The sequence below is a fragment of the Actinoplanes sp. NPDC049548 genome (genome assembly GCF_040676695.1).
Classification (GTDB): Bacteria; Actinomycetota; Actinomycetes; order Mycobacteriales; family Micromonosporaceae; genus Actinoplanes.
Genome location: NZ_JBFAPM010000011.1, coordinates 1 through 24,780, shown reverse-complemented (window position 1 = coordinate 24,780; position 24,780 = coordinate 1). Strand labels below are relative to the sequence as shown.

The window sequence follows — 24,780 nt, the reverse complement described above, 5'->3', positions numbered from 1 at the left end:
GGCACCCATCCGATCACACCAGCCCGAGCAGCGGGGCGGCGGCGCGGCAGCGGCCCGGCTCCGTGAGCACGTCCGTCGAGTCGCTGACCTGGTCGATCGTGCCCGGCAGGGAACCGATCGGGCCGCCGCGCCGCACGCCGAGCCGCTCGAGCAGCGCCCGGACCGGCGGGTCCTCGATCGCGGCGGTGAGCGCCACGACGAACCGGTCCGCGCCGACGACCCGGATGTCGCGGGTGTAGTAGGGGCGCGGCGCCGGGTCCACCGCCGTGGCGAGGCCGAGGGCGTTGGTCGCGGCCGCGATCCGGCTCGCCGCCGTCACCAGGGCCGCCTCGCGGGCCCGCCAGTCCGGCGCGGCCAGGGCCTCCGCCAGCAGCGGCCCGGCGCCGGCGGCCAGGTCCAGGCGGGCGAAGGCGGCACCGAACCATTTCGGGTACGGGGCCCAGCGGCGCTCGACGAGGAACGCCAGGCGCATCAGCTCCCGGACCAGCCGCCCGGCGATGACGCGGGAGCCGAGGTCGTCGCCGGTCGACCCGGCCCGCGCCACGAACGCCTCCTCCTGGGCCACCCGCAGCCACCCCGCCGCCAGTGCGTACCGCCAGACGTCGTCGGGATACCACGTCAGCCGCGTGCGGCGCCGGGCGAGCTCGCCGTCCGGGTCGTGGAAGACCGCGCCGCCGGTCAGCCCCGCCAGCGTCTGCGTGGGAGTGACCAGCCAGTCCTGCAGGCTCAGCCCGTCGACCGGGTCGACGCCCAGGCGGGTGGTGCAGAAGCCGGCGACGGTGGTCAGCTCGACCTGGTGGCCCATGCGGCCGCCGTACGGGAACCGGACCGGGAAGCCCTCGAAGGTCTCGGGAAGCGCGCCGAGGTCGGGCTCCGGCACGCCCGGCGGCAGGAAGACCTGCAGCCGGGGACCGAAGTCATGGTCCGCCGACACGTCGTCGTCGAAGCCGAGCACCTCCGAGCCGTCGCCGAGCAGGGCCGCGGCGTGCGGCCGGGCACCCAGCAACGGCCGGACGGCCGCCAGGTAGAAGCGTCGGGCGAGATCGGTTCCGGACACGCCGGCCAGCCTGCCGCCGGACGACCGGCGTCACAACCCGTTTAGTAACGGCAGCGAAGGACCACCATGGTGTGGCCGCCCACGTCGAGCCTGCCCGCGGCTCGGACCGTCTTCCTGCGGTTGGCCAGCAGCGGGTCGGCCGTGTCGATGACGGTCTCCCAGGTACGCCCGTATGCGCGCGGCGGCACGGTGAAGGTGACCTGCTCCCACAACGGGTTGAACAGGACCAGGAACGAGGCGTCGGTGATCGACTCGCCGAGGGCGTCCTGCTCGGGGATGCCGTGGCCGTTCAGGAACACCGTCATCGTCATGCCGGACTGCGCGGTCCAGTCCTGCGGGGTCATCGGCTCACCGTCACGCCGCAGCCACGCGATGTCGGGCAGCTTCGAGTCGCCGGCCGGCGCGCCGGTGAAGAAGCGGCGGCGGCGGAAGATCGGGTGGTCGGCGCGCAGCTTCGTCAGCTGCTGCGTGAAGCGCGTGAGGACGTCGTGGTGCCGGGCGTCCTCCCAGTCGATCCAGCTCAGCTCGTTGTCCTGGGCGTACACGTTGTTGTTGCCGCGCTGGGTGCGGCCGAGCTCGTCGCCGTGGGCGATCATCGGTACGCCCTGCGACAGCAGCAGCGTCGCGAGGAAGTTGCGCTTCTGGCGTTCCCGCAGCTTGATGATCTCGGGGTCGTCGGTCGGCCCCTCGGCGCCGCAGTTCCAGGAGCGGTTGTGGCTCTCGCCGTCGTTGTTGTTCTCGCCGTTGGCGTCGTTGTGCTTGCCGTTGTAGGAGACCAGGTCCTCGAGCGTGAAGCCGTCGTGCGCGATGACGAAGTTGATCGACGCGATCGGGCGCCGGCCGTCGATCTCGTACAGGTCGGACGAGCCGGTGAACCGGGAGGCGAACTCGCCCAGGCTGGCCGGCTCGCCGCGCCAGAAGTCGCGCACGGTGTCGCGGTACTTGCCGTTCCACTCCGTCCACAGCGGCGGGAAGCCGCCGACCTGGTAGCCGCCGTCGCCGACGTCCCACGGCTCGGCGATGAGCTTGACCTGGCTCACCACCGGGTCCTGGTTGACCAGGTCGAAGAAGGCGGCGAGGCGGTTGACCTCGTGGAACTCCCGGGCCAGCGAGGCCGCCAGGTCGAAGCGGAAGCCGTCGACGTGCATCTCGGTCACCCAGTAGCGCAGCGAGTCCATGATCAGCCGCAGCGACTCGTGGTGGCGCACATTGAGGCTGTTCCCGGTGCCCGTGGTGTCGTAGTAGTACTGCTTGTCGCCGTCGACGAGCCGGTAGTAGGCCGGGTTGTCGATGCCGCGGAAGGACAGCGTCGGCCCCAGGTGGTTGCCCTCGGCGGTGTGGTTGTAGACGACGTCCAGGATGACCTCGATGCCGGCGGCGTGCAGCGCCTTCACCATCGACTTGAACTCCTGGACCTGCCCGCCCCGGCCGCCGAACGAGGCATAGTCGTTGTGCGGGGCGAAGAACCCGATGGTGTTGTAGCCCCAGTAGTTGCTCAGCCCGCGCTCGATCAGCCCGCTGTCGTGCACGAACTGGTGCACCGGCATCAGCTCGACGGCGGTCACCCCGAGCGCCTTGAAGTGCTTGATCATCTCGGGGTGGGCCAGGCCCGAGTACGTGCCGCGGACGTCCTCGGGGATCTTGGGGTTGCGGATCGTCATGCCCTTGACGTGGGCCTCGTAGATGACCGTCTGGTGGAACGGGATGCGCAGCGGCCGGTCGTTGGCCCAGTCGAAGTACGGGTTCACCACCACCGAGCGCATCGCGTACGGGGCCGAGTCGGCGTCGTTGTACGAGAACGGATCACCGAAGTGGTACGAGAACAGCGCGTTGTTCCACTCGTTGTGCCCGTCGATCGCCTTCGCGTACGGGTCGAGCAGCAGCTTGTGCGGATTGCACCGCAGCCCCCGCGACGGGTCGTACGGGCCGTGCACGCGGTAGCCGTAGCGCTGACCGGGCACCACTCGCGGCAGGTACCCGTGCCAGACCAGCGCCTCCCGCTCGGGCAGGTCGATGCGGGTCTCCTTGCCGTCGTCGTCGAACAGGCACAGCTCGACACGGTCGGCGACCTCGGAGAAGAGCGCGAAGTTGGTGCCGCCACCGTCGTAGGTGGCGCCGAGCGGATAGGGGTTGCCCGGCCAGATCTTCATACGGCTCTCCTCCCAGCGGACGCTTGCGCGCTGGCCTTCCCACTACGAGGCGCGGTCAACCCTCGCCGCATCGTGATGCCGGACGCACCGGCGTCCCGCGGCTCGGTGCCACGGGACGCCGGGAACGACGGGGGCCGCGCTCAACGGCGGGAGGTGCCGGGGTCGTCGAAGTCGATCTGCTCCTTGCGGACCTCGCCGGTGACGCTCTCCTCGTCGGTCACCGTCTCCTTGCCGAGCCGGACCCGCTCGACCGGCACGGCCTCGGTGTCGACCACCGGCCGCTCGGCGTGCAGGGTCACCTCGTGCTCACTCTCGCTGATCTCCGGGCCGTCCAGCGCGTCGCCGCGGTTGGCCTCGGTGATCGGCTCCCGCTCGAGCCGCACCTGCTCGCGGGTCACCGGTACGGTCACCTGCTCCTGCTCGGTGACGACGTACTTGCGCAGCCGCGCCTTGCCGACCTGCTCCTTGCGGGTGTCGGCGACCAGGCGCTCCTCGGAGCGCGTCATGGCCTCGTCCCCGGTCGCGGAGCTGTCCCGGTGGTAGCCGGTGGTCGTGGTGGTGTCACGGTCGTAGCCGGTCGTCGTGGTCTCCTCGCGGGTGAGGTTGCCGCCGCTGGACGAGAAGCCGTAGTAGCGGTAGAGCTCGTCCTCCTCCTCGGGCGACAGCCGGCCGTCGGGGTCGATGCGCGGCGCGTCCTTCACCTTCGCCTTCTCGAACGGCACCGTGATGCGGTCGCCGCCGACCTCTGCGCGCTGCAGCGGGATGAACGACTGCTTGGTGCCGAACAGCCCCGTCTTCACCGCGAGCCACTCGGGCTCGCCGGTCTCGGCGTCCAGGTACACCTCGTCGGTGGAGCCGATCTTGCCGCCGTCCGCCTCGTAGACGTCCATGCCGTACAGCTTGGGGATGTCGTTGCGCGTGATCACGTCTTCGTCCTCTCCGGGGTCGTGGACCTGCACCCCGGACAATCCCCGGCCTCTACCGCGATAAACAGCGCACCGAGCCACTAAATCGTGGCATCTTCTCCGCGTTATCCCGGCTCCTTGCTGGGTAACAACTATGCCCCCTGAACTGCCCGATCGTCGCTCGCCGATCGACATAGAGACGCCGGGGGAAAATGGCGATCGCGTCCACCCTGGACATTAAGAATGGACATCGGCACAGCCGATACGTCGTTGTTCTCCAAGAACGAGACGACGGGAGTGCGGTGCAGACAGAAGAAGATGAGGCCGGTTCGGCGCCGGAGACCGAGCCGGAGCGGGCCACGGGGAGGTTCGTCGGCTGCCGACGCCCTCGGCGACCGCGCCGGGCGGGACGGGCCTCACCGTCCTCGACCTGGTGGTCCGGGACCCCGTGAGCAGCGGCGGGACCGACGACGAGGGGCAGATCGAGTTCACGCCGCCCGCAGTGGAGTTCACGGTGCACAACGGCGGCACCCGGCGGTCGGTGATCACCCGGCTGGTCATGACGATCGAGGACTCGACGGTGATCGAGCAGTGCGCCGCCGACGGCGCACCGGTGGCCGTGTCGGCGTCGTACGACGTCACCCTGCCGCTGCGACCCGCCGACGGCACCGAGCTGCAGGTGCCGGTCAGTCAACAGCAACGCCCCGACGAGGCGGACCGCTTCGCGGTGCGGATCGGCACCCCGGAGCCGGGGTCCCGGACCACGGTTCATCTGTACCGGGTGCGGTTCGAGCTGGTGGTCGGCGGGGCACCGGCCCGGGTGCCGGCGGGCACGGCCGTCGTGGCGGCTCCGATGGCTCCGCTCGACGGCGACGGCTACTTCTGGAGCGAGACCTACGACAGCGGCGAGGTCGTCTTTGACCCGTACCCCGGCTTGGAGCGCGACATCGCGTGCATGAGACGCAACAGCGGCACCCTGCAGGAGTTCCTGGCCGGCGGTGCCGAGCTGTCTCCCGAGCTCGCCGAGTCCAAGTCCGTGATGCGGCTCTGACACGACGGTCACGCCGGTGGCGGGTCCTTGGCATACCAGACCGAGGCGTGGGGCGCTTCCTCGGCGACCCGTGCGGCGAGCAGGCGCCCCTCGGTGTCCAACGCCTCGTCCTCGGCTTCGCTGACGGGCCTGCTGTCGCCGGGTTCGGCGAAGTTGACCATGGACTCGTACCACTGCTGCCAGGCGGTCAGCCGGCCGACGAGAGCGTCGCTGAGGCCCAGCGAGGCGGGATCGCGGGTGGCGAAGATGTCGTCGCCCTCGCCACGGACCCACAGCGGCCAGCAGTGGTAGTCGCCCAGCACCTTGATCAGCACCGAGCCAGGCTACGCGGGCTCAGGTCGTGACGGTGGCCGGCTCGGCGGCGGTCAGGGGCGTGGCGAGCTTCTCCAGGCTCTGCCGTTCCGCCTTGACGCCCAGGAACGCCTCGACCAGCCCGGCGGCGATCATCAGCACGGCGCCGATGACGAACGCCAGCACGGTGTCGCCGACCTTGCCGGTGCCGACGAGTTCGGCGAAGAGCAGCGGGCCGGTGACGCCGCCGACCGCGGTGCCGACCGCGTAGAAGAAGGCGATCGCCAGCGCCCGGGTCTCCATCGGGAAGATCTCGCTGACCGTCAGGTACGCCGAGCTGGCGCCCGCCGAGGCGAAGAAGAGCACGACGCACCAGCACGCGGTCATCGTCACCGCGCCGAGCACCCCGGCGGAGAACAGCCAGGCAGTCACCAGCAGCAGCACGCCCGAGAGCACGTACGTACCGGTGATCATGATCTTGCGGCCGATGGAGTCGAAGAGCGGGGCGAGCGTCAGGGGGCCGAGCAGGTTGCCGACGGCGATGACCGCGAAGTAGTACCCCGTACTGCCGGACGGCACGTCGAAGAAGGTCTGCAGGATCTGGGCGTACCCGAAGGTGACGGCGTTGTAGAGGAACGCCTGGCCGACGAAGAGGGCGAGGCCCAGCGTGGCCCGCTTCGGGTACTGCCGCACGAGCGTCCTGGCGATCTGCCCGAAGCCGATGCTGCGGCGCTGGTGGATGGTGATGTAGTCCTCGGCCGGCTCGAGCGTCACGCGGTCCTCGCGTTCGACTGTCTCCTCCACCTCGCGGACGAGGCTCTCCGCCTCGTCGCCGCGGCCGTGGATGAACAGCCAGCGCGGGCTCTCCGGGACGTGCCGGCGGACCAGGAGGACGACCAGGCCGAGGACCACGCCGAGGCCGAACGCCGCCCGCCAGCCCCAGGAGACCGGCAGCTGGGTGAGGATCGGCACGGTGACCAGCGCGCCGAGCGCAGCGCCGGCCCAGAAGGTGCCGTTGATGACGATGTCGATGCGGCCGCGGTGCCGGGCGGGGATCAGCTCGTCGATCGCGGAGTTGATCGCCGCGTACTCGCCGCCGATGCCCGCGCCGGTGATGAAGCGGAACACGAAGAACCACCACGGGTCGAAGCTGAGCGCGGTCATCGCCGTACCGAAGAGGTAGACGCCGAGGGTGAGCATGAACAGCTTCTTGCGCCCGAAGCGGTCGGTCAGCCAGCCGAAGAACAGCGCGCCGAAGCAGGCGCCGAGCACGTAGGTGGCCGCGCCGAGGCCGGTGACCTGGCTCTGGGTGATCGAGAGGCCGCTGCCGGCCTCGGAGAGCCGCCCGGAGAGGTTGCCGACGATGGTGACCTCGAGGCCGTCGAGGATCCAGACGGTGCCGAGCCCGATGACGATCATCCAGTGCCAGCGGGCCCAGGGGAGGCGGTCGAGGCGGGCCGGCACGTTCGTGCGGACCGTGCCCGGGTCGGTCGTCGTCATGTGACGCACCTACCCTCGGGAATGCTGCATTATGCACCGGCCCGGGCTGTACAAATGAAGCAATGTCCGAGCTCAGCCCCCGCCGCCGCCAGCTGGTGCTCGCGATCTGCTGCATGAGCCTGTTCATCGTCGGGCTCGACACCACGATCGTGAACATCGCGCTGCCCTCGCTGCGCGCCGACCTGGACGCGTCGGTGTCCGGCCTGCAGTGGGTCATCGACGCGTACACGCTGGTGCTGGCGAGCCTGCTGGTGCTCGCCGGGTCGACCGCCGACCGGGTGGGGCGACGCCGGACCTTCCAGACCGGCCTGGCGCTGTTCACGGTGGGGTCGCTGCTCTGCAGCGTCGCGCCGGGACTGGGCTGGCTGATCTTCTTCCGCACGCTGCAGGCGGTCGGCGGCTCGATGCTCAACCCCGTGGCCATGTCGATCATCACGAACACCTTCACCGAGCCGCGGGAGCGCGCCCGTGCCATCGGCGTGTGGGGCGGCGTGGTGGGCCTGAGCATGGCGCTGGGGCCGGTGCTGGGTGGCGGGCTGGTCGCCGCCCTCGGCTGGCGGTCCATCTTCTGGATCAACGTGCCGGTCGGGCTGGCCGCCATCGCGCTGGCGGCCGCGTTCGTGCCCGAGTCCCGGGCGGCCCGGCCGCGCCGGCTCGACCCCGTGGGGCAGGTTCTGGTGCTGCTCGTGCTCGCCGCGGTGACCTTCGGGATCATCGAGGGGCCCGACGCCGGCTGGGCGACGCCGGAGATCATCGGCTGTTTCGTGCTGGGCGCGGTCGCGCTGGCCGTCCTGATCCCGTACGAGAACAGCCGCGCCCAGCCGCTGCTCGACCTGCACGTCTTCCGCAGCGTCCCGTTCACCGGCGCCGCCCTCATCGCCGTGTGCGCGTTCGGGGCGCTCGCCGGCTTCCTCTTCCTCAACGCGCTGTACCTGCAGGACGTCCGCGGCCTGTCGGCCCTGCACGCCGGCTTCTGGACCCTGCCGATGGCGCTGGTAACGGCGGTCGTGGCGCCGCTGTCGGGGCGCATCGTCGGTGCTCGCGGTGCGCGGCTGCCGCTGGTGCTCGCGGGCACGTCGATCGCGCTCGCCATGGTGCTGCTCACCCAGCTCACCGCGAGTACGCCGATCGGCCTCCTGCTCACCGGCTACGTGCTGTTCGGGTTCGGGTTCGGCATGGTCAACGCCCCGATCACGAACACGGCCGTCTCCGGGATGCCGCGCGCGCAGGCGGGTGTCGCCGCGGCGATCGCGTCGACCAGCCGCCAGGTGGGTGCGGCGCTGGGCGTCGCCGTCATCGGCGCCGCCGTCGCGTCGGGCCTCGACGGGCCGTCCGCCGCGCACTTCGCCGAGGCGTCCCGGGCCGGCTGGTGGATCATGGCCGGCTGCGGCGTCGCGGTTCTCGTCCTGGGACTGGCCTCGACCGGACGCCGGGCCCGCGCGACGGCCGTGCGGGTGGAGGCGCCCGAGGCGGTGGCGGTCCCGTGAGCGACCTCCTCGACATCCGGCGGATCTACCTGGAGCCGGAGGCGGCCGCCCTGCCGCGGGCGCGAGATCCTCGCGCGCTTCCCCGATGCGACGCGCGTCGAGGTGGAGAGCCACCAGCGCATCCCCGAGCTGTACGGCGACGAGACCAACGTCAAGCGCTGGGTGCGGATCAAGAGCGAGGCCCTCGTGCTGGGCGTGAAGAAGTCGCTGACCGCCCGCCCCAACGGCCGCTCCGCCGACTTCATCGCCCCGTCCACCGCCAACGGCTGCGCGATGGCCTGCGCCTACTGCTACGTGCCCCGCCGCAAGGGTTACTCCAACCCCATCACGGTGTTCGCCAACATCGACAAGATCCTCGGGTACGTCCAGCGTCACGTGGGGCGCCAGGGCGTCAAGCCGGCGCCGAACGAGTGCGACCCCGCGGCCTGGGTCTACGACATCGGCGAGAATTCGGACTGCTCGCTCGATGCCCGGATCAGCGACAACGTGCGGGACCTCGTCGAGCTGTTCCGGTGGCTGCCGACCGCCAAGGCCAGCTTCGCCACCAAGCACGTCAACCGCGAGCTGCTCGACTGGGATCCGCAGGGGCGCACCCGGATCCGCTTCTCCCTCATGCCGCCGCGCGACGCCAAGCTGCTCGACATCCGCACCAGCCCGATCGCCGAGCGGATCGCGGCGATCGACGACTTCGTCGCGGCCGGCTACGAGGTGCACGTGAACTTCAGCCCCGTGGTGGTCCGCGACGGCTGGCTGGACGACTGGGCGGCCCTGCTCGCCGACCTCGACGCGGGGATCGGCCCGGCGGCCAAGGCACAGCTGGCGGCGGAGGTCATCTTCCTAACCCACAACCGGGACCTGCACGAGATCAACCTCGGCTGGCACCCGAAGGCGGAGGACGTGCTGTGGCGCCCGGACCTGCAGCAGGTCAAGCGGTCGCAGAACGGTGCGCTCAACGTGCGCTACCGCACCGGCGAGAAGGGGCGGCACGTCGCGGCCCTCACCGAGGTGATCGACCGCGTGACGCCGTACTGCCGCATCCGCTATGCGTTCTGACCGGCAGCCGTAACGGTTGATCCGCAATCATCCGAAAAGCCCATTCCGCCGGCAAGGTACCCGTTCCCCGAACCGGCACGGGCAACCGGCCTAGGCTCCGTGATAGCCGCCGCAAGTGGCATGAACTCACCCGCGACGGACGGCCGCATCGCTCTTCCGGGACGCCGGCACACCGACCCACAGGACCGGGCGCCCCGCACCGCTTCCGCTGAACCTGCACGCCTCACCGGCACCGTGCCGGTGGGTCGACCACGCCTGCAAGGAGCACCGTCATGCCTGCCTTACGTGCGCCACTGCGCCGGAGGATCGTCGTCGCGGCCGCCGCCGCGGCCATCTGCTCACCGCTTCTCACCGTCCCGGCACAGGCCGCGCCCGCGGCACCGGCCGCTGCCCTGGCGCCGACCGGCGCAGCCGCCGTCTCGGTCGTCAAGAACAGCAACGGCCGCCTGGAAGCCTTCGTCCGCGGCACCGACCAGGGACTGTGGAGCCGGCGCCAGGCCGGCGCGGGCAGCGCCACCTGGTCCGGCTGGTCCGGGCTCGGCGGCGGCCTCGCCGGCGCTCCCCGGGCCGGAGCCAGCGCCACCGGCCGCGTGCACGTCTTCGCCCGCGGTACCGACGACGCCCTGTGGTACCGGCGCCAGGTCGTCGCCGGCAGCGCCGCCTACACCCCCTGGAGCAGCCTGGGCGGCGGCCTGACCAGCGACCCGACGGTCAGCCGCGACGTCTTCGGCCGGCTCGTGGTCTTCGCCGAGGGCACCGACCACGCACTGTGGATGCGCCGCCAGACGTCGGCCGCGAGCGCCTCGTTCACCCCCTGGAGCAGCCTGGGCGGAACCCTGAACGGCGAGACCAGCGCGGCCCTCGACCTGTTCGGCCGGCTGCAGGTCTTCGTCCGGGGCACCGACAATGCGCTGTGGACGCGGCGGCAGAGCTCCCTGGGCAGCTCCACGTGGACCGGCTGGACCAGCCTGGGTGGCGGCCTCACCAGCGACACCGCCGTGTCTCTCGACGCCGTCGGCCGCCTGGCGGTCTTCACGCGCGGCACGGACAACGCGCTCTGGACGAGCCGGCAGGCCTCCGCGGGCAGCACCACGTGGACCGGCTGGACCAGCCTGGGCGGAGTCCTGACCAGCAACCCGGGCGTCTGGCGCAACAGCAGCGGCCGGCTGCAGGTCTTCGCCCGGGGCACCGACAACGCGCTGTGGTACCGCTACCAGGGCGGAGGCGGCAGCTGGGGAGCCTGGACGAGCCTCGGCGGCGTCCTGACCAACGAGCCGGCCGCCGCGCAGAACAGCAACGGCCGCCTGCAGATCTTCGTCCGGGGCACCGACAACGCCCTGTGGACCCGTCGGCAGGCCTCGGCGGGCAGTGCCTCGTGGACGGCCTGGACCAGCCTCAGCGGTGTCCTGACCTGATCCACCACCGGCGCGGGTGAGGCCGTACTGTCGTAGCCGACATGGACTCCGACCTCATCCGCGCCTTCGACGAGGCGGCGGCCACCTACGACGCCGTCGGCGTCGACTTCTTCACCCCGATGGGCGCCGAGCTGGTCCGGCGCGCCGCGATCCGGCCGGGCGAGCACGTGCTCGACGTGGGGTGCGGGCGCGGGGCCGTGCTCGTGCCGGCGGCCCGGGCGGCCGGTCCGCAGGGCCGGGTGACCGGCATCGACCTCTCGCCGGCGATGGTGGGGCTGACCTCGCGGTCGACGGCCGGGCTGCCCGGCGTCACCGTCGCCCTGGGGGACGCCCAGGACCCGTCCTTCCCGCCCGCCTCCTTCGATGTCGTCACGGCGGGGCTCGTGCTGTTCTTCCTGCCGGATCCCTTGGCGGCGCTCTCGGCGTACCGCCGCCTTCTGAAGCCCGGCGGGCGGCTCGCCTTCAGCTCCTTCGCCGGCTACGACCCGCACTATCCGCGGGCGATGAAGGCCCTTGCCCGGTACGCGGCCGGTCCCGTGGAGTCACCGCCCGACCCGGGCATCTTCAAGGACGAGGGGACCATCGGCGCCGCGCTCGCCGAGAGCGGGTACCAGCCGGTGTCATCGGGCGAACACGTGGTGATCAGCCACTTCCGCGACGTCGACCACTGGATGCGGTGGGTCGGTTCGCACGGCGGGCGCCGGCTGGTGCGACGGATCCCCGCGGAGTCCCTGGCGGATGCCGCCGCGGCAGCCGCCGCCGAGCTCGAACCCGCCCGGACGCCGGACGGCCGCCTGCAGCTGACCACCACCATCCGGATCACGGTCGCGCGCTGACCGTCACACCGCCAGCCGGCGACCCACCCGGCGGGCGAGCAGCACCGTGGTGACCACGTACACGATCATCAGCACGGTGGCCGCGTAGCCGAAGCCGTCGGCGTAGGAGATGTCCGCGGTCCAGTAGCGGTCGTCGTCCGGGGAGAAGCCGCTGTCGCCGGCTACGCCCGAGCCCGGTGCCACCGGCAGCAGCGCCACACCGGCGTAGACGGCCGCGACGCCGAACGGCCACCACACCAGCGACACGACCAGGGTGCGCAGGGTACGGCCGTACACCAGCCCGAGCAGACCGGCGACCGCCGTGGTGAACACCGTCTGCATCACCATGAACCCGACGTGGTTCAGGTGCAGCAGCTCCAGCAGCTCATAGAGATCGTTGGCGAGCAGCGTGTACCGGGCCACGAGGAGCCGGTAGGTCAGGGCGACCACCGCGGTGCAGAGGCCGCCGGCGACCAGGGCGCACGCCAGCTTGGTCACCACCCAGCGCCGGCGCGACACCGACTGGGACAGGACGAACGCGACCGTGCCCTCCTCGCGTTCCCGCGCGAACAGCGGCACGCCCAGCACCAGTCCGATGAGGACGGGCACGAAGGCGGCGACGAGCTCCATGCCCAGGATCGCGTTCATCGCCGGGCCGGTGGGCCAGCACAGGTTCGGGTTGACGCAGCCGGGCATCCCCCGCGCGTCGAGCTGCCGCTGCACGACGGCCGAGCCGTGCACCAGGAACGCGGTCGAGACCCCGGAGATCAGAACCGAGATGATCAGGTACGGCCGCAGCAGGCGGATCGCGAGCCAGGTCATCGCGCGGACACCCCTCTCAGGTAGCCGAGCAGCATCTCCTCCAGCGTGGGGCGATGCCAGGACAGGCGGCCGGCGGGTACCGGTTCGGCGATGCGGACCAGCGCGGTGAACCCGCCGCCGTCGGGCCGCGTCTCGACGATCTCCGCGCCGTCCAGCGGGGCGAGATCACCCGGCCCGCCCACCGCCACGTAGTGCCCGGCCAGCGCGTCGTCCACCTCGGCGGCGAGGAGGACCCGGCCCTCGGCGAGCACGACGACGCGGTCGCAGACGCCCTCGATGTCGGCGACGACGTGCGACGAGAGCACGACGGTGGTTCCGTGCTCGGCGACCTCGGCCATCAGCGCGCCGGCGGCCTCGGTGCGGGCCACCGGGTCGAGGTGGGCCAGCGGCTCGTCGAGCAGCAGCAGGCCGGGGCGCTTGCCGAGGGCGAGCACCAGGGCGAGGCGCATCCGCTGCCCGGGGGCGAGCGTTCCCACCTTCGCGGCCGGTGGCAGCTGTGCGGCGTCGGCGAGGCGCTGGGCGTACGGCGTGTCCCAGCGCGGGTTGAGGCGGGCGCCCAGGCGCAGGGTCTGGGCCACGGTCAGGGTGCGGTAGAGCGGTGCCTGCTGTCCGACGTACCCGATCCGCGGAAGGGATGCGGCGCCCGGGGGCGCGCCGAAGACGGTGACCCGCCCGCGGTCCGGCGTCAGCAGCCCGGCCGCCGCCCGCAGCAGCGTCGTCTTGCCGGCGCCGTTGCGCCCGACCAGCGCGGTGACGCTGCCGGCCGGAACGGTGAACGAGCATTCGTCGAGGGCGCGGCGCCCGTCGAAGGTGTGGACCAGTCCGCCGACCGTCAACGCGTCAGACATGCTGTGCCTCCTGCTCGGCGGCCACCTCGGTGACGAGCGCCTGGATGTCCGACGGGTCGAGCCCCGCGTGCCGGGCCCGGGACACCCACTCGGCCAGCTCCCGGCGCAGCTCGGCGACGTCGGCGGGCAGCGGAGGCAGGTGCTCGCGCACGAACGTCCCCGAGCCCTGCCTGGGCTCCACCAGCCCCGCCACCTCCAGCTCCCGGTACGCCCGCAGCACGGTGTTGGGGTTGATGCCGGTGCGTTCGGCCACCTCGCGGGCCGTGGGCAGCTGGTCGCCGGGCCTGAGCCGGCCCATCCGCACCGCCTGGCGGACCTGCTGGATGAGCTGGACGTAGACGGCCGTTCCGCTGCGGCGGTCGATCCGGAAGAGCACTGTGACCACCAATCCACTAATGAACTAGTGGACCGAGGATGACCTACTCATGCACCGCTGTCAATCACGGTTCGCCGGTCGTCCGGCAGGCGACGGGTCGCGCCCGTCCGGTCGAGCAGGCCCAGCAGCGGAACCGCGACCCGCCGGGTCGTGTCCAGCGCCCGCCGCGCCTCGCTCAGCGTGAACGGCTGCGGCACCCCCGCCAGCACCTCGGCGGCCCGCTCCGGCGCCCCGGCCCGCAGCACCACGTTGTCGGCGAGCTGCACCACCAGGCCGGCCCGGACCGCCGCGCCGAGCTGCCGCGGACCCAGCCCCAGCTCGGCGAGGGCGTACGCCTCCGGCGCGGCGAACGGGCGGTCGGCCAGGCCGGCGAACGCCTTCTCCACGGCGGCGACCAGCTCCTGCGGCACCCCCGCCGCCCCGGCCGACACCCGCCCCGACCGGAGGACCAGCGGCGGCCGCACCAGCGCTTCGACGAGCGCGCGGTCCGGCAGGTCCAGCCGGTGCCGCAGCGCCTCCACCGGTACGCCCGGCTCCAGCGGCCGCTCCCGCGCGTAGGCCGCGACCTCGGCCGCCAGCCGCTCCCCCAGGTCCGCCCAGTGCTCCGGGTCGGCGAGCCACGCGTCACCGGCCGCCGGCACGCCCATCCCGGTCACATCTTCGCGCCGCACCAGCGCGTCACCGGCCGCAGGCACGCCCATCCGGACCAGGTGGTCGCGCCGTACCAGCCGGCGGCGGCGCAGCTCGTCCGCGAGGTCCGGCACACCGTCCATCCCGGACAGCGTCGCCGCCCGGGCCGCGGCGGCGCCCCGCCGGTCCAGACCCGGAGGTACGACGTCGAGCACCGTCACGCCCCCGGCGACGTGATGCCGTCCGGGGTCGCGCAGCAGCGCCCGGTCACCGATGCGCAGCGGCAGGGGGCGGGCCAGCCGCAGCCGAGCCGTGTCGGTGCCCAGCGGGCGTACCCGTACCGGAACGGCGGCCGACCCGGCATGCAGCGTGAGCGTGCCGGGAAGGTCGGCCACCGGATCGCCGTGCACCCGCACGTCCACCAGCTCGGTGAAGAGGAAACGCCCCGGTGTGAGCAGCGCGGCGCCACGGCCGACCGTGTCCTTGTCGACACCTCGCAGGTTGACCGCGACGCGGGCCGGCCCCCGGACCACCTCGACCGGCTCCCCCAGGCTCTGCAGCCCCCGGACCCGCACGGTCCGGGCGGCGCCGGCCAGTTCCAGCTCGTCCCCCGTCCGCAGCTCCCCGGCGCCGAGCGTGCCGGTGACGACCGTGCCCGCGCCCTTGATCGTGAAGGCGCGGTCGATCCACAGCCTGACGGGACCGTCGGCGGGCGCGGGCAGGCGGGTGACCAGCCGGCTCAACGCGGCGCGCAGCTCGTCCATCCCGGCCCCGGTGACCGCGCTGACGGCGACCGCCTCCACGCTCCCGAGCGAGGTCGCCGCGAGCTCCTCGGCGGCGCGGCGCATCGCCGGCCCGGGATCGGCCAGGTCGGCGCGGGAGACCACCAGCAGCCCGTGCCGCACGCCGAGCGCGTCCAGGGCGGCCAGGTGCTCGGCGGACTGCGGCATCCACCCCTCGTCGGCCGCGACGACGACCATCGCGGCCGGCACCGGCCCGACGCCCGCGAGCATGTTCGGCACGAACCGCTCGTGTCCCGGCACGTCGACGAACGCGACCCTCCCCCCGGGACTCAGCGTCGTCCAGGCGAACCCGAGGTCGATGGTCATCCCCCGGCGGCGCTCCTCGGCCCACCGGTCGGGCTCCATCCCGGTCAGGGCCCGGACCAGCGTCGACTTGCCGTGATCGACGTGCCCGGCGGTCGCGACGACGTGCACGTCACTTCCCCACGACGGCGCTCACCACGGCATGATCCTGGTCGGGCGGCACGCACCGAAGGTCCAGCAGCAGCCGCCCCCGCACGACCCGCCCCACGACCGGCGGTACGCCCAGCCGCAGCGGGCGGGCGTACTCCTCCGGCAGCGCGACGGCCCACGACGGCAGCTCCAGCTCCGGGGCACCACCCCCGCCGACGACCGCGACCGACTCCACCGCCTCAGCGGCCACCCCGGCGGCGACCAGCTCGCCCACGACCCGCTCGGTACGCCCCCGCAGCACCCCGGGGTCCATGCGCAGCGCCTGCCACGTCGGCGTCTGCGGCCCCGCGAGGGTGGCCTGCAGGGCGGCCAGGGTCAGCTTGTCCACCCGCAACGCCCGCGCCAGCGGATGCCGCCGCAGCCGCTCCACCAGCCCGGCCTCGCCCAGCAGCAACCCGGCCTGCGGCCCGCCCAGCAGCTTGTCCCCGCTGGCGACGACGAGATCGGCCCCCGCCGCCAGCGTGGACGCCGCATCCGGCTCCTCCGGCAGCAACGGATCCGGCGCGAGCAGCCCCGACCCGATGTCGGCGACGACCGGCACGCCGAAGCCGGTCAGCTCCGCCACCGGCACCGCCCGGGTGAACCCCCGCACGACGAAGTTCGACGGATGCACCTTCAGCACGAACCCGGTCTCCGGCCCCACGGCGGCGGCATAGTCGTCCCGGGAGGTGCGGTTGGTGGTGCCGACCTCCCGCAACCGGGCCCCGGTGGAGACCAGCAGGTCGGGCAGGCGGAAACCGTCGCCGATCTCGACCAGCTCGCCACGGCTCACGACGATCTCCCGCCCGTGGGCGAGAACGGTGGCGGCCAGCACCAGCGCGGCCGCACCGTTGTTGACGACATGCACCGCACCCGCGGCGGGCACGGCCGCGGCGAGGGCAGCGACGGCGTCCCTCCCCCGCCGGGCCCGCCGGCCGGTGTCCAGATCCAGCTCCACGTCGGTGTGCCCGGCCGCGCCGGCGACGGCCTCGATCGCGGCCGGTGACAGCGCGGCACGGCCCAGGTTGGTGTGCAGCACGACGCCGGTCGCGTTCAGGACCGGACGCGGCCCGGCGGGCAGGGCGGCGAGCGCCGCGGTGAGGACGTCCTCGGGCTCGATCTCGCCGGAGCGGGCCCGCAGCTGCGCCGCCACGACGGCCGCCTTGACCGGCCCCCGCCCGACCCGCTCGGCGGCGGCCACCAGCCGCGGATCGGCGAGCGCGGTGTCGGTCCCCGGGATCCGGCGGCGAGAGTCCACGCTGTCACGGTACCCGGACATTTGTCGGCTGTTCGGCCACGCTCGTGCCCAGGAAGCCGCCGGACTGCCGCGACCACAGCTCCGCGTACAGTCCGCCGCGGTCCACCAGCTCGGCGTGGGTACCCTGCTCGACGATCCGGCCCGCGTCGAGGACCACGATCCGGTCCAGGTGGGCGATCGTGGAGAGCCGGTGCGCGATCGCGATGACGGTACGCCCGGTCATCACCTCGCCGAGCGTGTCGTGGATGGCGGCCTCCGCCTCCGAGTCCAGTGCCGACGTCGCCTCGTCCAGGACCAGGATCGGGGCGTCCCGGTAGAACGCCCGGGCCAGGGCGATCCGCTGCCGCTGGCCGCCGGACAGGCGTACGCCGCGCTCACCGGCATGCGCGTCGAGCCCGGTCCGCCCGTCGGCGTCCCGCAACGCGGCGACGAACCCGGCGGCGGACGCACGGCGCAACGCCGCCTCGACCCGCGCGTCGTCCACGGCTCCCGGGCCGGCGATGTTCTCCCGGATCGAGCGGTGCAGCAGGGTGGCGTCCTGGGCCACCATCGAGATCTGGGCGCGCAGGCTCTCCTGCGTCACGGACCTGATGTCGGCGCCGTCGATGGTGATCGTGCCGGACTCGGCGTCGTGGAACCGCAGCAGCAGCCCGACCAGCGTGGACTTTCCCGCACCCGACCGGCCCACGATGCCGACCCGCTCACCGGCGGCGACGTCGAGGCTGAGCCGGTCGAGCCCACCCGCGCCGCGGCCGTAGTGGTGGCTGACCGCGGAGAAGGTGATCGCTCCACCGCGTACCCGGAGAGCGCTCGCCCCCGGCGCGTCCGCGACCGCGAGAGGTTGCGCAACGGTCTTCAACGCCTGCCCAAGCGCGCCGACCGACCCGAACAGCGACGACACCGCGTCCAGCAGCCACTCCGCCATGGAGGTGATCCGGAAACTGAGCGCCAGCGCGGCCGCGACCAGACCCAGCGGCGCGGCATCGGTACGCCACAACGCGATCCCGTACCCGACCAGCCCGACGAGCAGCGCACTGCCGAGCGCCATCATGCTGCTGTTGATCGTCACCTCGATCCGCTGCAGATCCAGGTGCGCCCGCCGGGCCGCCGCGAACACCCGGCGATCGCCGTCGGCGCGGGCGCCCTCCCCGCCGAGCAGCGCCAGGGTGTCCACGTTGGCGTACGAGTCGACCAGCAGTCCGGTCAGCGCCGACTCGGCGTCCTGGAGCCGTTCCGACGCCCGCCGGTAACGCGGCACCGCCCATCGCATGAGCAGCGCGTACGCCAGCAGCCACCCGCTCAGCGGCAGCAGCAGACGCCCGTCGATCGCCGACATCAGCCACACCGAGCCGATGACGTACGCGACGACGAAGACCAAGGTGTGGATGACGGAGTACGCGGCTGTACTGGCGGCATCGCCCCCGTCGCGCACCCAGGTGGCGATGCGCCCGGCGAAGTCGTTGCGGAACCACCCGACCGACTGCCGGGCCACATGCCTATGCGCCCGCCACCGCGCGAGGGGACGGGCGTTGGCCCGGAACGCCATGTCGTCCAGGGCCTCGCTCACGAGGTTGAGCAGCGGCCTGACCACCAGCACCAGGCCGGCGACGGCGAGCAGCTCGGCGCCGTGGTCGGACCACAGCGCGTCGCGGCTCCCGGCGGCGAGCGCGTCGACCAGGCGGCCGGCGTACCCGATGAGCCAGACCTCGACGGCCGCACACAGGACGGTGGTGACGACGGCCGCTACGACGACCGGCCGAAGAGGCCGCAGCTCCTGCAGGAGGAAGCGGTGGGCGTCGGCGGCCGGGGTGCGGTCGTCGCCGTCCGGGAACGGGTCAACAGGATTTTCGAACAGACCTGACACGAAGCGCCTTTCCGGCGATGGAGACGAACGAGGAACCGAGGGAACCGCCGGATGTCCTCATGCTCGTTCTCCCTCTCGTGTCAGCCGTCCGGAGCTTGCTGCGTGAGCGTATGCCAGACCTCGAAGGCCCGCTCCCCATTTCTCCGGCACGATGGGGTCCATGACTCCAACGTGGAAGATCGAGCTCATCCCGGTGCCGGTGACCGACGTCGATCGCGCCAAGGCGTTCTACCAACAGGTCGGGCTCGTGGTCGACCACGACCACCGGGTACGCGACGGCCTGCGGTTCGTCCAGCTCACGCCGCCCGGCTCGGCCTGCTCGATCGTGATCGGCGACGGCATCACGACCAAGGAGCCGGGCACCCAGGAGATCCAGGTGGTGGTGCCCGACGCCGACGCCGCCCGCAAACAGCTGCTGGACGCCGGCGTCGACGCGAGCGAGGTCGACGAGCAGCCGTGGGGCAGGTTCGTCTACTTCCGGGACCCGGACGGCAACAGCTGGGCACTGCAGGCGATCGAGTCCCGGCCGAACGGCTGAGCGCTCCCGTGGTCAGAGACACGAGCCCCGGTCCGGGGCGTCGCCGATGATCGTGACGAGCATGCGCCGCAGATCCTGAACCTGGCGCCCGCTGAAGGGGCCGAGAACCGCCGCCTCGACGGCGGCACACGCGTCGGCCACCTTCGCCCGCAGAGCCTGCCCGGCGGCGGTGATGACGGGGATGCGCAGCCGACGGTCGCCGGGAGCGCTGCGCCGCTCGACGAGACCCCTCCGCTCGAGCCCGTCCAGCTGGCTCATCAGCGTGGTCTTGTCCAGTCCGAGGGATCTACCGAGGTCGGACTGGGTGAGACCGGGGGTCTTGTCGAGGGCGCTCAGCACGATGTAGTCGCGCAACGCGAGGCCGTGCTGCTCGGCCACGTCCCCGGTCACCCCGCGCAAGCGCTGCGCCGCCCGATGCAACAGCCAGGTGATCTCGGACTCGACGGACGGGCTCGGGCCCTCGACCCGAGCCGTCGATGGTTGCGCATCTCGCATCGCCGAACCGTACGCCCTCAGCGCCATCGCCCGGCGGCGGCCGTCACCAGCGGAATACCGTCGTAGCAGCCGAGGTCGTGCGCGGGAACGATCCGCAGCACACCTTCCAGGGCGATGACCCGCAGCAGGTCCTGGCGCAGCTGCCGAGGATCGCTGTCGGCGAGCTTGCTCATGAGCCACGGCCGCTCGGCCCTGCGGCGGACACCGTCGATCTGCCACGTCAGGTCGCCGACGAAGGCGTACCGCGAGCCGGACGGAACGGTCACGAAGACGATCACCGAGCCGGTCGTGTGACCTCCCGCGTGCACGACGACCACCGAACCGTCGCCGTACACGTCGAAGCTCGACGCGAAGCCGAGGTAGGGCCGGCTGTCGAACGCGTACTCGTGAATGTCATGACCCTGGGAGACCAGCCGGAAGACCTTGCCGTCCCGGTGGTGGCCGGCGTATCGCCGCTCGTCCGCGTTCATCCAGACCGGCGTGCCCGGAAGGTCGTCCAGCCCGCTCGCATGGTCCCAGTGCGAGTGGGTCAGCAGCACCCCGCGCAGCCGTCCGCGGTCGTAGCCGACGGCGTCCAGCTGCTGACCGGCGGTGCGAGTCACCTGGTACGGGGCACGCACGGGCCGGGGAAGCATCGCGATGTGCGCCGCGACGCCGGCACCGAAGCCCGCATCGATCAACAGGTCCCCGTCCGGGTGGTGCACCAGGACCGCGGACGCGGCGAAACGACGCTTGTCACGGAACGACCCGCCGCGTACGGCCAGGGCAGCCCGGGTCTCGTAGGTGCCGGTCGGCAGGTGGTAGATGGCCATGCCCGCCGGCGGGTGGGCGTCAGGCAGCGACCCGGTCCAGGCCGCGGGCTCCGCAAGGGGCGACATGCTCGAGATCGTATGATCCGAGAACATCTGACGCAAGAAGATCTTGGCGCCGGCTCCGCGGCCGTACCCGCGTCCGGTCGTGTACCCGACATCGTGCCGCCACCCCTGCTGGCATCATCAGCGACGGGCCATGCCGCCATCGCCTGCCGGAATCCCCGCATCATGCTTGTCGCCTGCCGTAAACAGCGGGACGCTCAGGAGGAACAGCATGAATGGTTCCGATGTGTTGGCCGCACTTGCGCTTCTCGTGTCGTGCGTGTCCGCATGGGTCGCCTACCGTGCGACGACGAACAGCCGGGCGCTCGCTGCGTACGACCGTTCCACCGACTTGTTCCTCAAAGTCAACGACGCCCTGATCAGCCATCCCGAGGTACGTCCTTACTTCTACGACAACAAGCCCCTGGACGAGACTGATCCGGCCAAACCACTGGTCGAAGCCGTTGCAGAGCTGATATTGGACGTCTTCGAATGGATTTGGTACCGAGGTGGGCTGAGCCCGAGGAACTACGTGGGATGGCGGGAATACATCATCGAGATGGTCGACAAGAGCGACGTACTCTGCGCCTACCACACGAAGAATCCTCAATGGCATCCCGCTGTGGACAACCTTTTGAAGAGCCGGCCCAGGCCCCCGAGGGACTCACGCTAAGTATCGATCTTGCCGATTCGTGGGGCGGTGGACCCGTCGGACTGCCCGGTCAGCGTGGCAAGCACGGCGAGCGGCATCTGGTCGACCTCCGCAGTGTGCCCCTTCGCGGCGATCGACCGGTAGGCCAGCGACGCCGCCCGTAGCGCGGCAAGCACTGCATCGAGCGGATGCAGCACGAGGCGCACACCCAGGCCGGCAAGCTCGGTGTCGCTCAGCCGGCGGGCCCCTGTCGCGGCCTCGGACCGGTCGATGACCAGAGGTACGCCGGGAAGCTCGGCGCGCACCCGGCCGAGGTCGCCGGCTTCACGGACGCCCGCCGGAAGAACAGCGTCAGCGCCGGCGGCCGCGTACGCCCGGCACCGCTCGATCGTCTCCGCGAGGCTGCTCCCGCCGGCCTGGGCGATCAGCAGCACCTCGGGCACCTGCTCGGCCAGGGCAGCGATCCGGGCACGCGCCAGACTCGCGTGCCGCCCGTCAACGAGGCGCACTCCGCTGATCCCGGCCCGCTGGTAGGCGAGCGCGGTCCACACCGCGTCCTGCGGGCTGTCGTAGCCGGTGCCGGCGTCCGCGAGCAGCGGCACACCACCGAGCGCCGGACCGAGGACGGATGCCCGGTCCGCGATCTGGGTGGCCGACGCGGCGCGGAGGTCGGGTCGCCCCAGCATGGTGGCCGCTACTGCCGCTTCCGACAGGTGCACGGCTCGATGCCCGGCACGGACGGCGAGAGCGGCGCTGGCCGGGTCGAACACACCGGGCACGTGGGTGACGTGGTCGGCGACGAGCATCGCCCGCAGAGATTCCACCATGTCATCGATCATGACGGTTCGTCGCCCGCGCCGCGATCCGCGTCGGGTGCGCCGCTCCCGTGCCTGGACGGCGCGATACGACATCGTGTGCGCTGACGATCTTCTGCCGGGTCATTGCTCAGATCACGTTCCTTCGGCGCCGATGGAGACGGGGTGCCCGTCGAGAACACCCTTGGAGCCGTCGTCATGAAGCGAGCTGCCGTCACCTTGCTGACCACGGTAGTGACCGGCCTGCTGAGCGCGGGACCGGCCGTGGCGGCGCCAGGGCCGCTGCGAGCCACGGCGGCCGACGGCCAGGCCTGCACGGTGGTGGGTACCAAGGGCAACGATCGGTTGCGCGCTACGCACGCCCGCGACGTCATCTGCGGCCTGGGCGGCAACGACACGATCATCGGTGGTTCCGGTGGTGACGTGCTTGACGGCGGCCCGGGCAATGACAAGCTGTCCGGCGCCGGCGGCAACGACACTCTGCTCGGCGGCCCCGGCAATGACACCCTGTCCGGCGGCGCCGGCAAGGACCGCGTCGACGGCGGCAGCGGCACCAACGCTTGCGTACCAAGCAACGACGACGACTTCGTCGGACGTAGCTGCTCCGACACCCACGCTCCCGTCCTGGATCTGGAGAGCGTCAAGTGGGTCGGAGGCACCACGGTGAAGAACACCGCACCGGCAACCCTCACACTGCGCTTACGAGCCACCGACGACATCAGCGGTGTGTACACGGTCGGCGCCCTTCTCTCCGGTCCCGCCGGAGAGACGATCGAACTGCAGGGTGCAGCGGAGAAGCCGGTGGCCGGTAGCGACAGGGACGGCGTGTGGAACGTGAGCATCGCCGTGCCGGTCGGTACGCCCACGGGCCGATGGCGACTGCACCGGATCGTCACCGATGACATCGTGCAAAACGGCATCGGTTACGAAGCCGATGACGAAGGCGTGTTCCACGGCCGGTCTTCTGATGGCAGCAGCCGGACCATCGGCGTACATGTTCCCCCGGTGACGGTCACTGGTGTCTCAGACCTCGCGGCACCCGTCTTCGACCCTGCCGGTTTCGAGTGGCTCACTCCCACGGTGGTTGACAACAGCACCGAGAACACCATCACACTGCGCCTTCATGCGACCGACGACCTCAGCGGAATTCAAGAGGTCGGATTCGGACTCACTGGGACGGCGGTCAATTCATGGGTCAAACTGCGCACTCCCGCCGGAACGTCGGGACCCGTCTCAAACAGCCCCGTCTCCGGAACTGCCCGTGACGGAACCTACGAACTCACCGCCTCGCTGCCAGCGGGAACGCCGGCAGGACAGTGGTTCGTCTCCGCTGGAGCTAAAGACGTCACAGGGCGTTCCCGCAGCCTCTGGCACGACTGGAATAACGGCAAGTACGTGGAGCCCTTCACGGGCGATCCCGTCGGGTTCGACATTCCGCCGATCACCGTGACCGGGACCGCAGCGGACAAGTCCGCACCCGTCTTGGATACCGCCAGCCTGGGTTGGCACGGCAAGACGAGCGTCGTCAACAACGTTGACAACACCCTGCACCTGCGAGTGCACGTGACCGATGACCTCAGCGGCGTCGACAACATCGACGGCATGCTACGCAATTCGGCAGACAAAAACGGCGCCATCTACTCCCGCACCCGCCGGCTGGTCTCCGGTACGCGACTGGACGGAATCTGGGAGTTGACCTTCGTCGTGCCCCGGCACACCGCAGCCGGCACGTGGCGCGTCGGGTGGATCGGAGTCTCCGACGCCATCCGCGGCATTGACCTACGCCCCGGCAACGACGTCGCACCGATCACCGTAAGAGACTCCCGGCTCAAATAAGCACCTGGCGCTCGTGCGGCGAAGTCGCTACAGCCGAGAAAGAGGACTAGCAGCACGACCTGCGCGACGCCGCGGTGTCGCTGTGGCTCAACGCCGGAGTGCCCGCACGGCTGAGGAATCGTCCCCGCGTGACAGGCGGGTGAGATCCCGGCCCTGCCCTCCCGTAGGCCCCGCCTGACCGAGCTGAGCAGCTCAGGCGGGCCTACGCAGGTCAGCGGAGGCGGACGGGAATCGAACTCGCCTGGCTCGGATATCGAGCCACACCGGATTTGAAGACAGGACAGCGTACCGACACTCACCTGCGGTGATGTAGCGGCCGGAGCTGCCGTTGCCATGGATTTGCCGCACGGTGGTGTACGCCTCTGCGCACCCGGGCGCATTGGGGGACTCGCCGTCGCTCGCCGCGCAGACGCCGGCGGTGATCCGTGTACCGCGCCGGTTTCTGCAGCATCTTGCGCTTGCCCCTAGGCAACCTGCAGGGGCCTTGGACCTGGGACTGAAGCAACGGGACCGGCGATTGAGTCCGTGGTTGTCCGTGGCCGTCTACTGTGCTTCCGGCCGTCGTCTTTCAGTTGGTGGTTCGCGGGCTTGGGTCACTCTCGGGTGTTCGTGCCATGTTGTCTGTTTGATCGCTGTGTCATCGTGGTGGCACGTTGTGTCGCGTGACCGGGGGTGGGGATGGCTCGGCTGGTGGTGGCCGTGGACCCGGTCGTAGGTGCGGACCGGGCTGCATTGGCGAAGGCGTGGGCTGGTGATGAGGAGGCCGCCGCGCTGGGTACTGCCTCGTTGCGCCCGTCCGCTCCGGGCACGTTCTTTCCCGATGTGGCGGAGTT

22 protein-coding genes are annotated in these 24,780 nt (G+C 71.5%); 8 read left to right on the top strand and 14 right to left on the bottom strand.

Going from position 1 to position 24,780, the window contains the following annotated elements; genetic code table 11:
* Positions 1-13: 13 nt before the first annotated feature.
* From AB0J80_RS21755 to AB0J80_RS21745, 3 genes are all read right to left on the bottom strand, one after another.
* The gene (locus AB0J80_RS21755; protein ID WP_364707630.1) at positions 14-1,057 is read right to left on the bottom strand and encodes a DUF4037 domain-containing protein; all 1,044 of its coding nucleotides are present in this window, start codon (positions 1,055-1,057) and stop codon (positions 14-16) included.
* A 41-nt stretch (positions 1,058-1,098) separates the two neighbouring features.
* Positions 1,099-3,207, bottom strand: coding sequence for a glycogen debranching protein GlgX (gene glgX / locus AB0J80_RS21750; protein WP_364707628.1), 2,109 nt, complete (start codon positions 3,205-3,207; stop codon positions 1,099-1,101).
* A 140-nt stretch (positions 3,208-3,347) separates the two neighbouring features.
* Positions 3,348-4,133, bottom strand: a complete 786-nt coding sequence (locus AB0J80_RS21745; protein ID WP_364707626.1) for a PRC and DUF2382 domain-containing protein — start codon at positions 4,131-4,133, stop codon at positions 3,348-3,350.
* 412 nt (positions 4,134-4,545) lie between these two features.
* Here AB0J80_RS21745 and AB0J80_RS21740 point away from each other — a divergent pair, with 412 nt between their 5' ends.
* Positions 4,546-5,163 carry a hypothetical protein gene (locus AB0J80_RS21740; protein WP_364707624.1) on the top strand — a complete coding sequence of 206 codons (618 nt, stop codon included), beginning with the start codon at positions 4,546-4,548 and terminating at the stop codon, positions 5,161-5,163.
* A gap of 8 nt (positions 5,164-5,171) precedes the next feature.
* On the opposite strand, the gene AB0J80_RS21735 is transcribed toward AB0J80_RS21740, so the two are convergent.
* On the bottom strand, positions 5,172-5,477 hold the full coding sequence (locus tag AB0J80_RS21735; protein ID WP_364707622.1) for a hypothetical protein: 306 nt from the start codon (positions 5,475-5,477) through the stop codon (positions 5,172-5,174).
* A 19-nt stretch (positions 5,478-5,496) separates the two neighbouring features.
* Complete coding sequence (locus AB0J80_RS21730; RefSeq protein ID WP_364707619.1) at positions 5,497-6,954, bottom strand: MFS transporter; 1,458 nt, start codon at positions 6,952-6,954, stop codon at positions 5,497-5,499.
* A gap of 62 nt (positions 6,955-7,016) precedes the next feature.
* Here AB0J80_RS21730 and AB0J80_RS21725 point away from each other — a divergent pair, with 62 nt between their 5' ends.
* The 4 genes from AB0J80_RS21725 to AB0J80_RS21710 all read left to right on the top strand — a co-directional run bounded on the left by AB0J80_RS21725 (position 7,017) and on the right by AB0J80_RS21710 (position 11,745).
* The gene (locus AB0J80_RS21725; RefSeq protein WP_364707617.1) at positions 7,017-8,441 is read left to right on the top strand and encodes an MFS transporter; all 1,425 of its coding nucleotides are present in this window, start codon (positions 7,017-7,019) and stop codon (positions 8,439-8,441) included.
* A gap of 102 nt (positions 8,442-8,543) precedes the next feature.
* Positions 8,544-9,494 carry a spore photoproduct lyase family protein gene (locus AB0J80_RS21720; RefSeq protein ID WP_364707616.1) on the top strand — a complete coding sequence of 317 codons (951 nt, stop codon included), beginning with the start codon at positions 8,544-8,546 and terminating at the stop codon, positions 9,492-9,494.
* A gap of 272 nt (positions 9,495-9,766) precedes the next feature.
* Positions 9,767-10,909: a hypothetical protein gene (locus AB0J80_RS21715; protein ID WP_364707613.1), complete on the top strand. Its 1,143-nt coding sequence runs from the start codon at positions 9,767-9,769 to the stop codon at positions 10,907-10,909.
* 41 nt (positions 10,910-10,950) lie between these two features.
* Entirely contained in the window at positions 10,951-11,745 is a 795-nt protein-coding gene (locus AB0J80_RS21710; protein WP_364707611.1) for a methyltransferase domain-containing protein, read from the top strand.
* A 3-nt stretch (positions 11,746-11,748) separates the two neighbouring features.
* On the opposite strand, the gene AB0J80_RS21705 is transcribed toward AB0J80_RS21710, so the two are convergent.
* Genes AB0J80_RS21705 through AB0J80_RS21680 form a run of 6 tightly spaced genes read right to left on the bottom strand, consistent with a single transcriptional unit; the run spans position 11,749 to position 18,757 of the window.
* Entirely contained in the window at positions 11,749-12,546 is a 798-nt protein-coding gene (locus AB0J80_RS21705) for an ABC transporter permease subunit (RefSeq protein ID WP_364707609.1), read from the bottom strand.
* Positions 12,543-13,394 (bottom strand): ABC transporter ATP-binding protein, encoded by an 852-nt coding sequence (locus AB0J80_RS21700; protein ID WP_364707607.1) that lies wholly within the window; start codon positions 13,392-13,394, stop codon positions 12,543-12,545. Before AB0J80_RS21700 ends, AB0J80_RS21705 begins: the two co-directional genes overlap by 4 nt.
* On the bottom strand, positions 13,387-13,779 hold the full coding sequence (locus tag AB0J80_RS21695; RefSeq protein WP_364707605.1) for a GntR family transcriptional regulator: 393 nt from the start codon (positions 13,777-13,779) through the stop codon (positions 13,387-13,389). Before AB0J80_RS21695 ends, AB0J80_RS21700 begins: the two co-directional genes overlap by 8 nt.
* A gap of 38 nt (positions 13,780-13,817) precedes the next feature.
* Positions 13,818-15,617, bottom strand: a complete 1,800-nt coding sequence (gene selB / locus AB0J80_RS21690; protein ID WP_364707602.1) for a selenocysteine-specific translation elongation factor — start codon at positions 15,615-15,617, stop codon at positions 13,818-13,820.
* Between the two features lies 1 nt (position 15,618).
* Positions 15,619-16,914: an L-seryl-tRNA(Sec) selenium transferase gene (selA, locus tag AB0J80_RS21685; RefSeq protein WP_364707599.1), complete on the bottom strand. Its 1,296-nt coding sequence runs from the start codon at positions 16,912-16,914 to the stop codon at positions 15,619-15,621.
* Positions 16,898-18,757, bottom strand: coding sequence for an ABC transporter ATP-binding protein (locus tag AB0J80_RS21680; protein WP_364707597.1), 1,860 nt, complete (start codon positions 18,755-18,757; stop codon positions 16,898-16,900). The genes selA and AB0J80_RS21680 overlap by 17 nt, the downstream gene beginning before the upstream one ends.
* A gap of 160 nt (positions 18,758-18,917) precedes the next feature.
* Here AB0J80_RS21680 and AB0J80_RS21675 point away from each other — a divergent pair, with 160 nt between their 5' ends.
* The gene (locus AB0J80_RS21675; protein WP_364707595.1) at positions 18,918-19,295 is read left to right on the top strand and encodes a VOC family protein; all 378 of its coding nucleotides are present in this window, start codon (positions 18,918-18,920) and stop codon (positions 19,293-19,295) included.
* 12 nt (positions 19,296-19,307) lie between these two features.
* Here AB0J80_RS21675 and AB0J80_RS21670 read toward each other — a convergent pair whose 3' ends face one another.
* Together AB0J80_RS21670 and AB0J80_RS21665 are read right to left on the bottom strand one after the other, a co-directional pair.
* Entirely contained in the window at positions 19,308-19,790 is a 483-nt protein-coding gene (locus tag AB0J80_RS21670; protein ID WP_364707593.1) for a MarR family winged helix-turn-helix transcriptional regulator, read from the bottom strand.
* 17 nt (positions 19,791-19,807) lie between these two features.
* Complete coding sequence (locus AB0J80_RS21665) at positions 19,808-20,668, bottom strand: MBL fold metallo-hydrolase (RefSeq protein WP_364707591.1); 861 nt, start codon at positions 20,666-20,668, stop codon at positions 19,808-19,810.
* Positions 20,669-20,876: 208 nt separating this feature from the next.
* Between AB0J80_RS21665 and AB0J80_RS21660 the strand changes: the two genes are divergently transcribed.
* Positions 20,877-21,317: a hypothetical protein gene (locus AB0J80_RS21660; protein WP_364707588.1), complete on the top strand. Its 441-nt coding sequence runs from the start codon at positions 20,877-20,879 to the stop codon at positions 21,315-21,317.
* Here AB0J80_RS21660 and AB0J80_RS21655 read toward each other — a convergent pair.
* Positions 21,314-22,123 carry an isocitrate lyase/phosphoenolpyruvate mutase family protein gene (locus AB0J80_RS21655; RefSeq protein WP_364707586.1) on the bottom strand — a complete coding sequence of 270 codons (810 nt, stop codon included), beginning with the start codon at positions 22,121-22,123 and terminating at the stop codon, positions 21,314-21,316. The two genes, AB0J80_RS21660 and AB0J80_RS21655, sit on opposite strands and share 4 nt — an antisense overlap.
* Positions 22,124-22,276: 153 nt before the next feature.
* On the opposite strand from AB0J80_RS21655, the gene AB0J80_RS21650 reads away from it, so the two are divergent.
* Positions 22,277-23,947 carry a calcium-binding protein gene (locus AB0J80_RS21650; protein WP_364707583.1) on the top strand — a complete coding sequence of 557 codons (1,671 nt, stop codon included), beginning with the start codon at positions 22,277-22,279 and terminating at the stop codon, positions 23,945-23,947.
* Positions 23,948-24,780 lie beyond the last annotated feature (833 nt).

Bases quoted from the DNA above. Each gene is read 5' to 3' on its own strand.
- glgX (WP_364707628.1), bottom strand. From the start codon at position 3,207: ATGAAGATCTGGCCGGGCAACCCCTATCCGCTCGGCGCCACCTACGAC.
- AB0J80_RS21730 (WP_364707619.1), bottom strand. From the start codon at position 6,954: ATGACGACGACCGACCCGGGCACGGTCCGCACGAACGTGCCGGCCCGC.
- AB0J80_RS21725 (WP_364707617.1), top strand. From the start codon at position 7,017: ATGTCCGAGCTCAGCCCCCGCCGCCGCCAGCTGGTGCTCGCGATCTGC.
- AB0J80_RS21715 (WP_364707613.1), top strand. From the start codon at position 9,767: ATGCCTGCCTTACGTGCGCCACTGCGCCGGAGGATCGTCGTCGCGGCC.
- AB0J80_RS21710 (WP_364707611.1), top strand. From the start codon at position 10,951: ATGGACTCCGACCTCATCCGCGCCTTCGACGAGGCGGCGGCCACCTAC.
- AB0J80_RS21705 (WP_364707609.1), bottom strand. From the start codon at position 12,546: ATGACCTGGCTCGCGATCCGCCTGCTGCGGCCGTACCTGATCATCTCG.
- AB0J80_RS21700 (WP_364707607.1), bottom strand. From the start codon at position 13,394: ATGTCTGACGCGTTGACGGTCGGCGGACTGGTCCACACCTTCGACGGG.
- selA (WP_364707599.1), bottom strand. From the start codon at position 16,914: ATGTCCGGGTACCGTGACAGCGTGGACTCTCGCCGCCGGATCCCGGGG.
- AB0J80_RS21675 (WP_364707595.1), top strand. From the start codon at position 18,918: ATGACTCCAACGTGGAAGATCGAGCTCATCCCGGTGCCGGTGACCGAC.
- AB0J80_RS21670 (WP_364707593.1), bottom strand. From the start codon at position 19,790: ATGCGAGATGCGCAACCATCGACGGCTCGGGTCGAGGGCCCGAGCCCG.
- AB0J80_RS21665 (WP_364707591.1), bottom strand. From the start codon at position 20,668: ATGTCGCCCCTTGCGGAGCCCGCGGCCTGGACCGGGTCGCTGCCTGAC.
- AB0J80_RS21660 (WP_364707588.1), top strand. From the start codon at position 20,877: ATGAATGGTTCCGATGTGTTGGCCGCACTTGCGCTTCTCGTGTCGTGC.
- AB0J80_RS21655 (WP_364707586.1), bottom strand. From the start codon at position 22,123: ATGGTGGAATCTCTGCGGGCGATGCTCGTCGCCGACCACGTCACCCAC.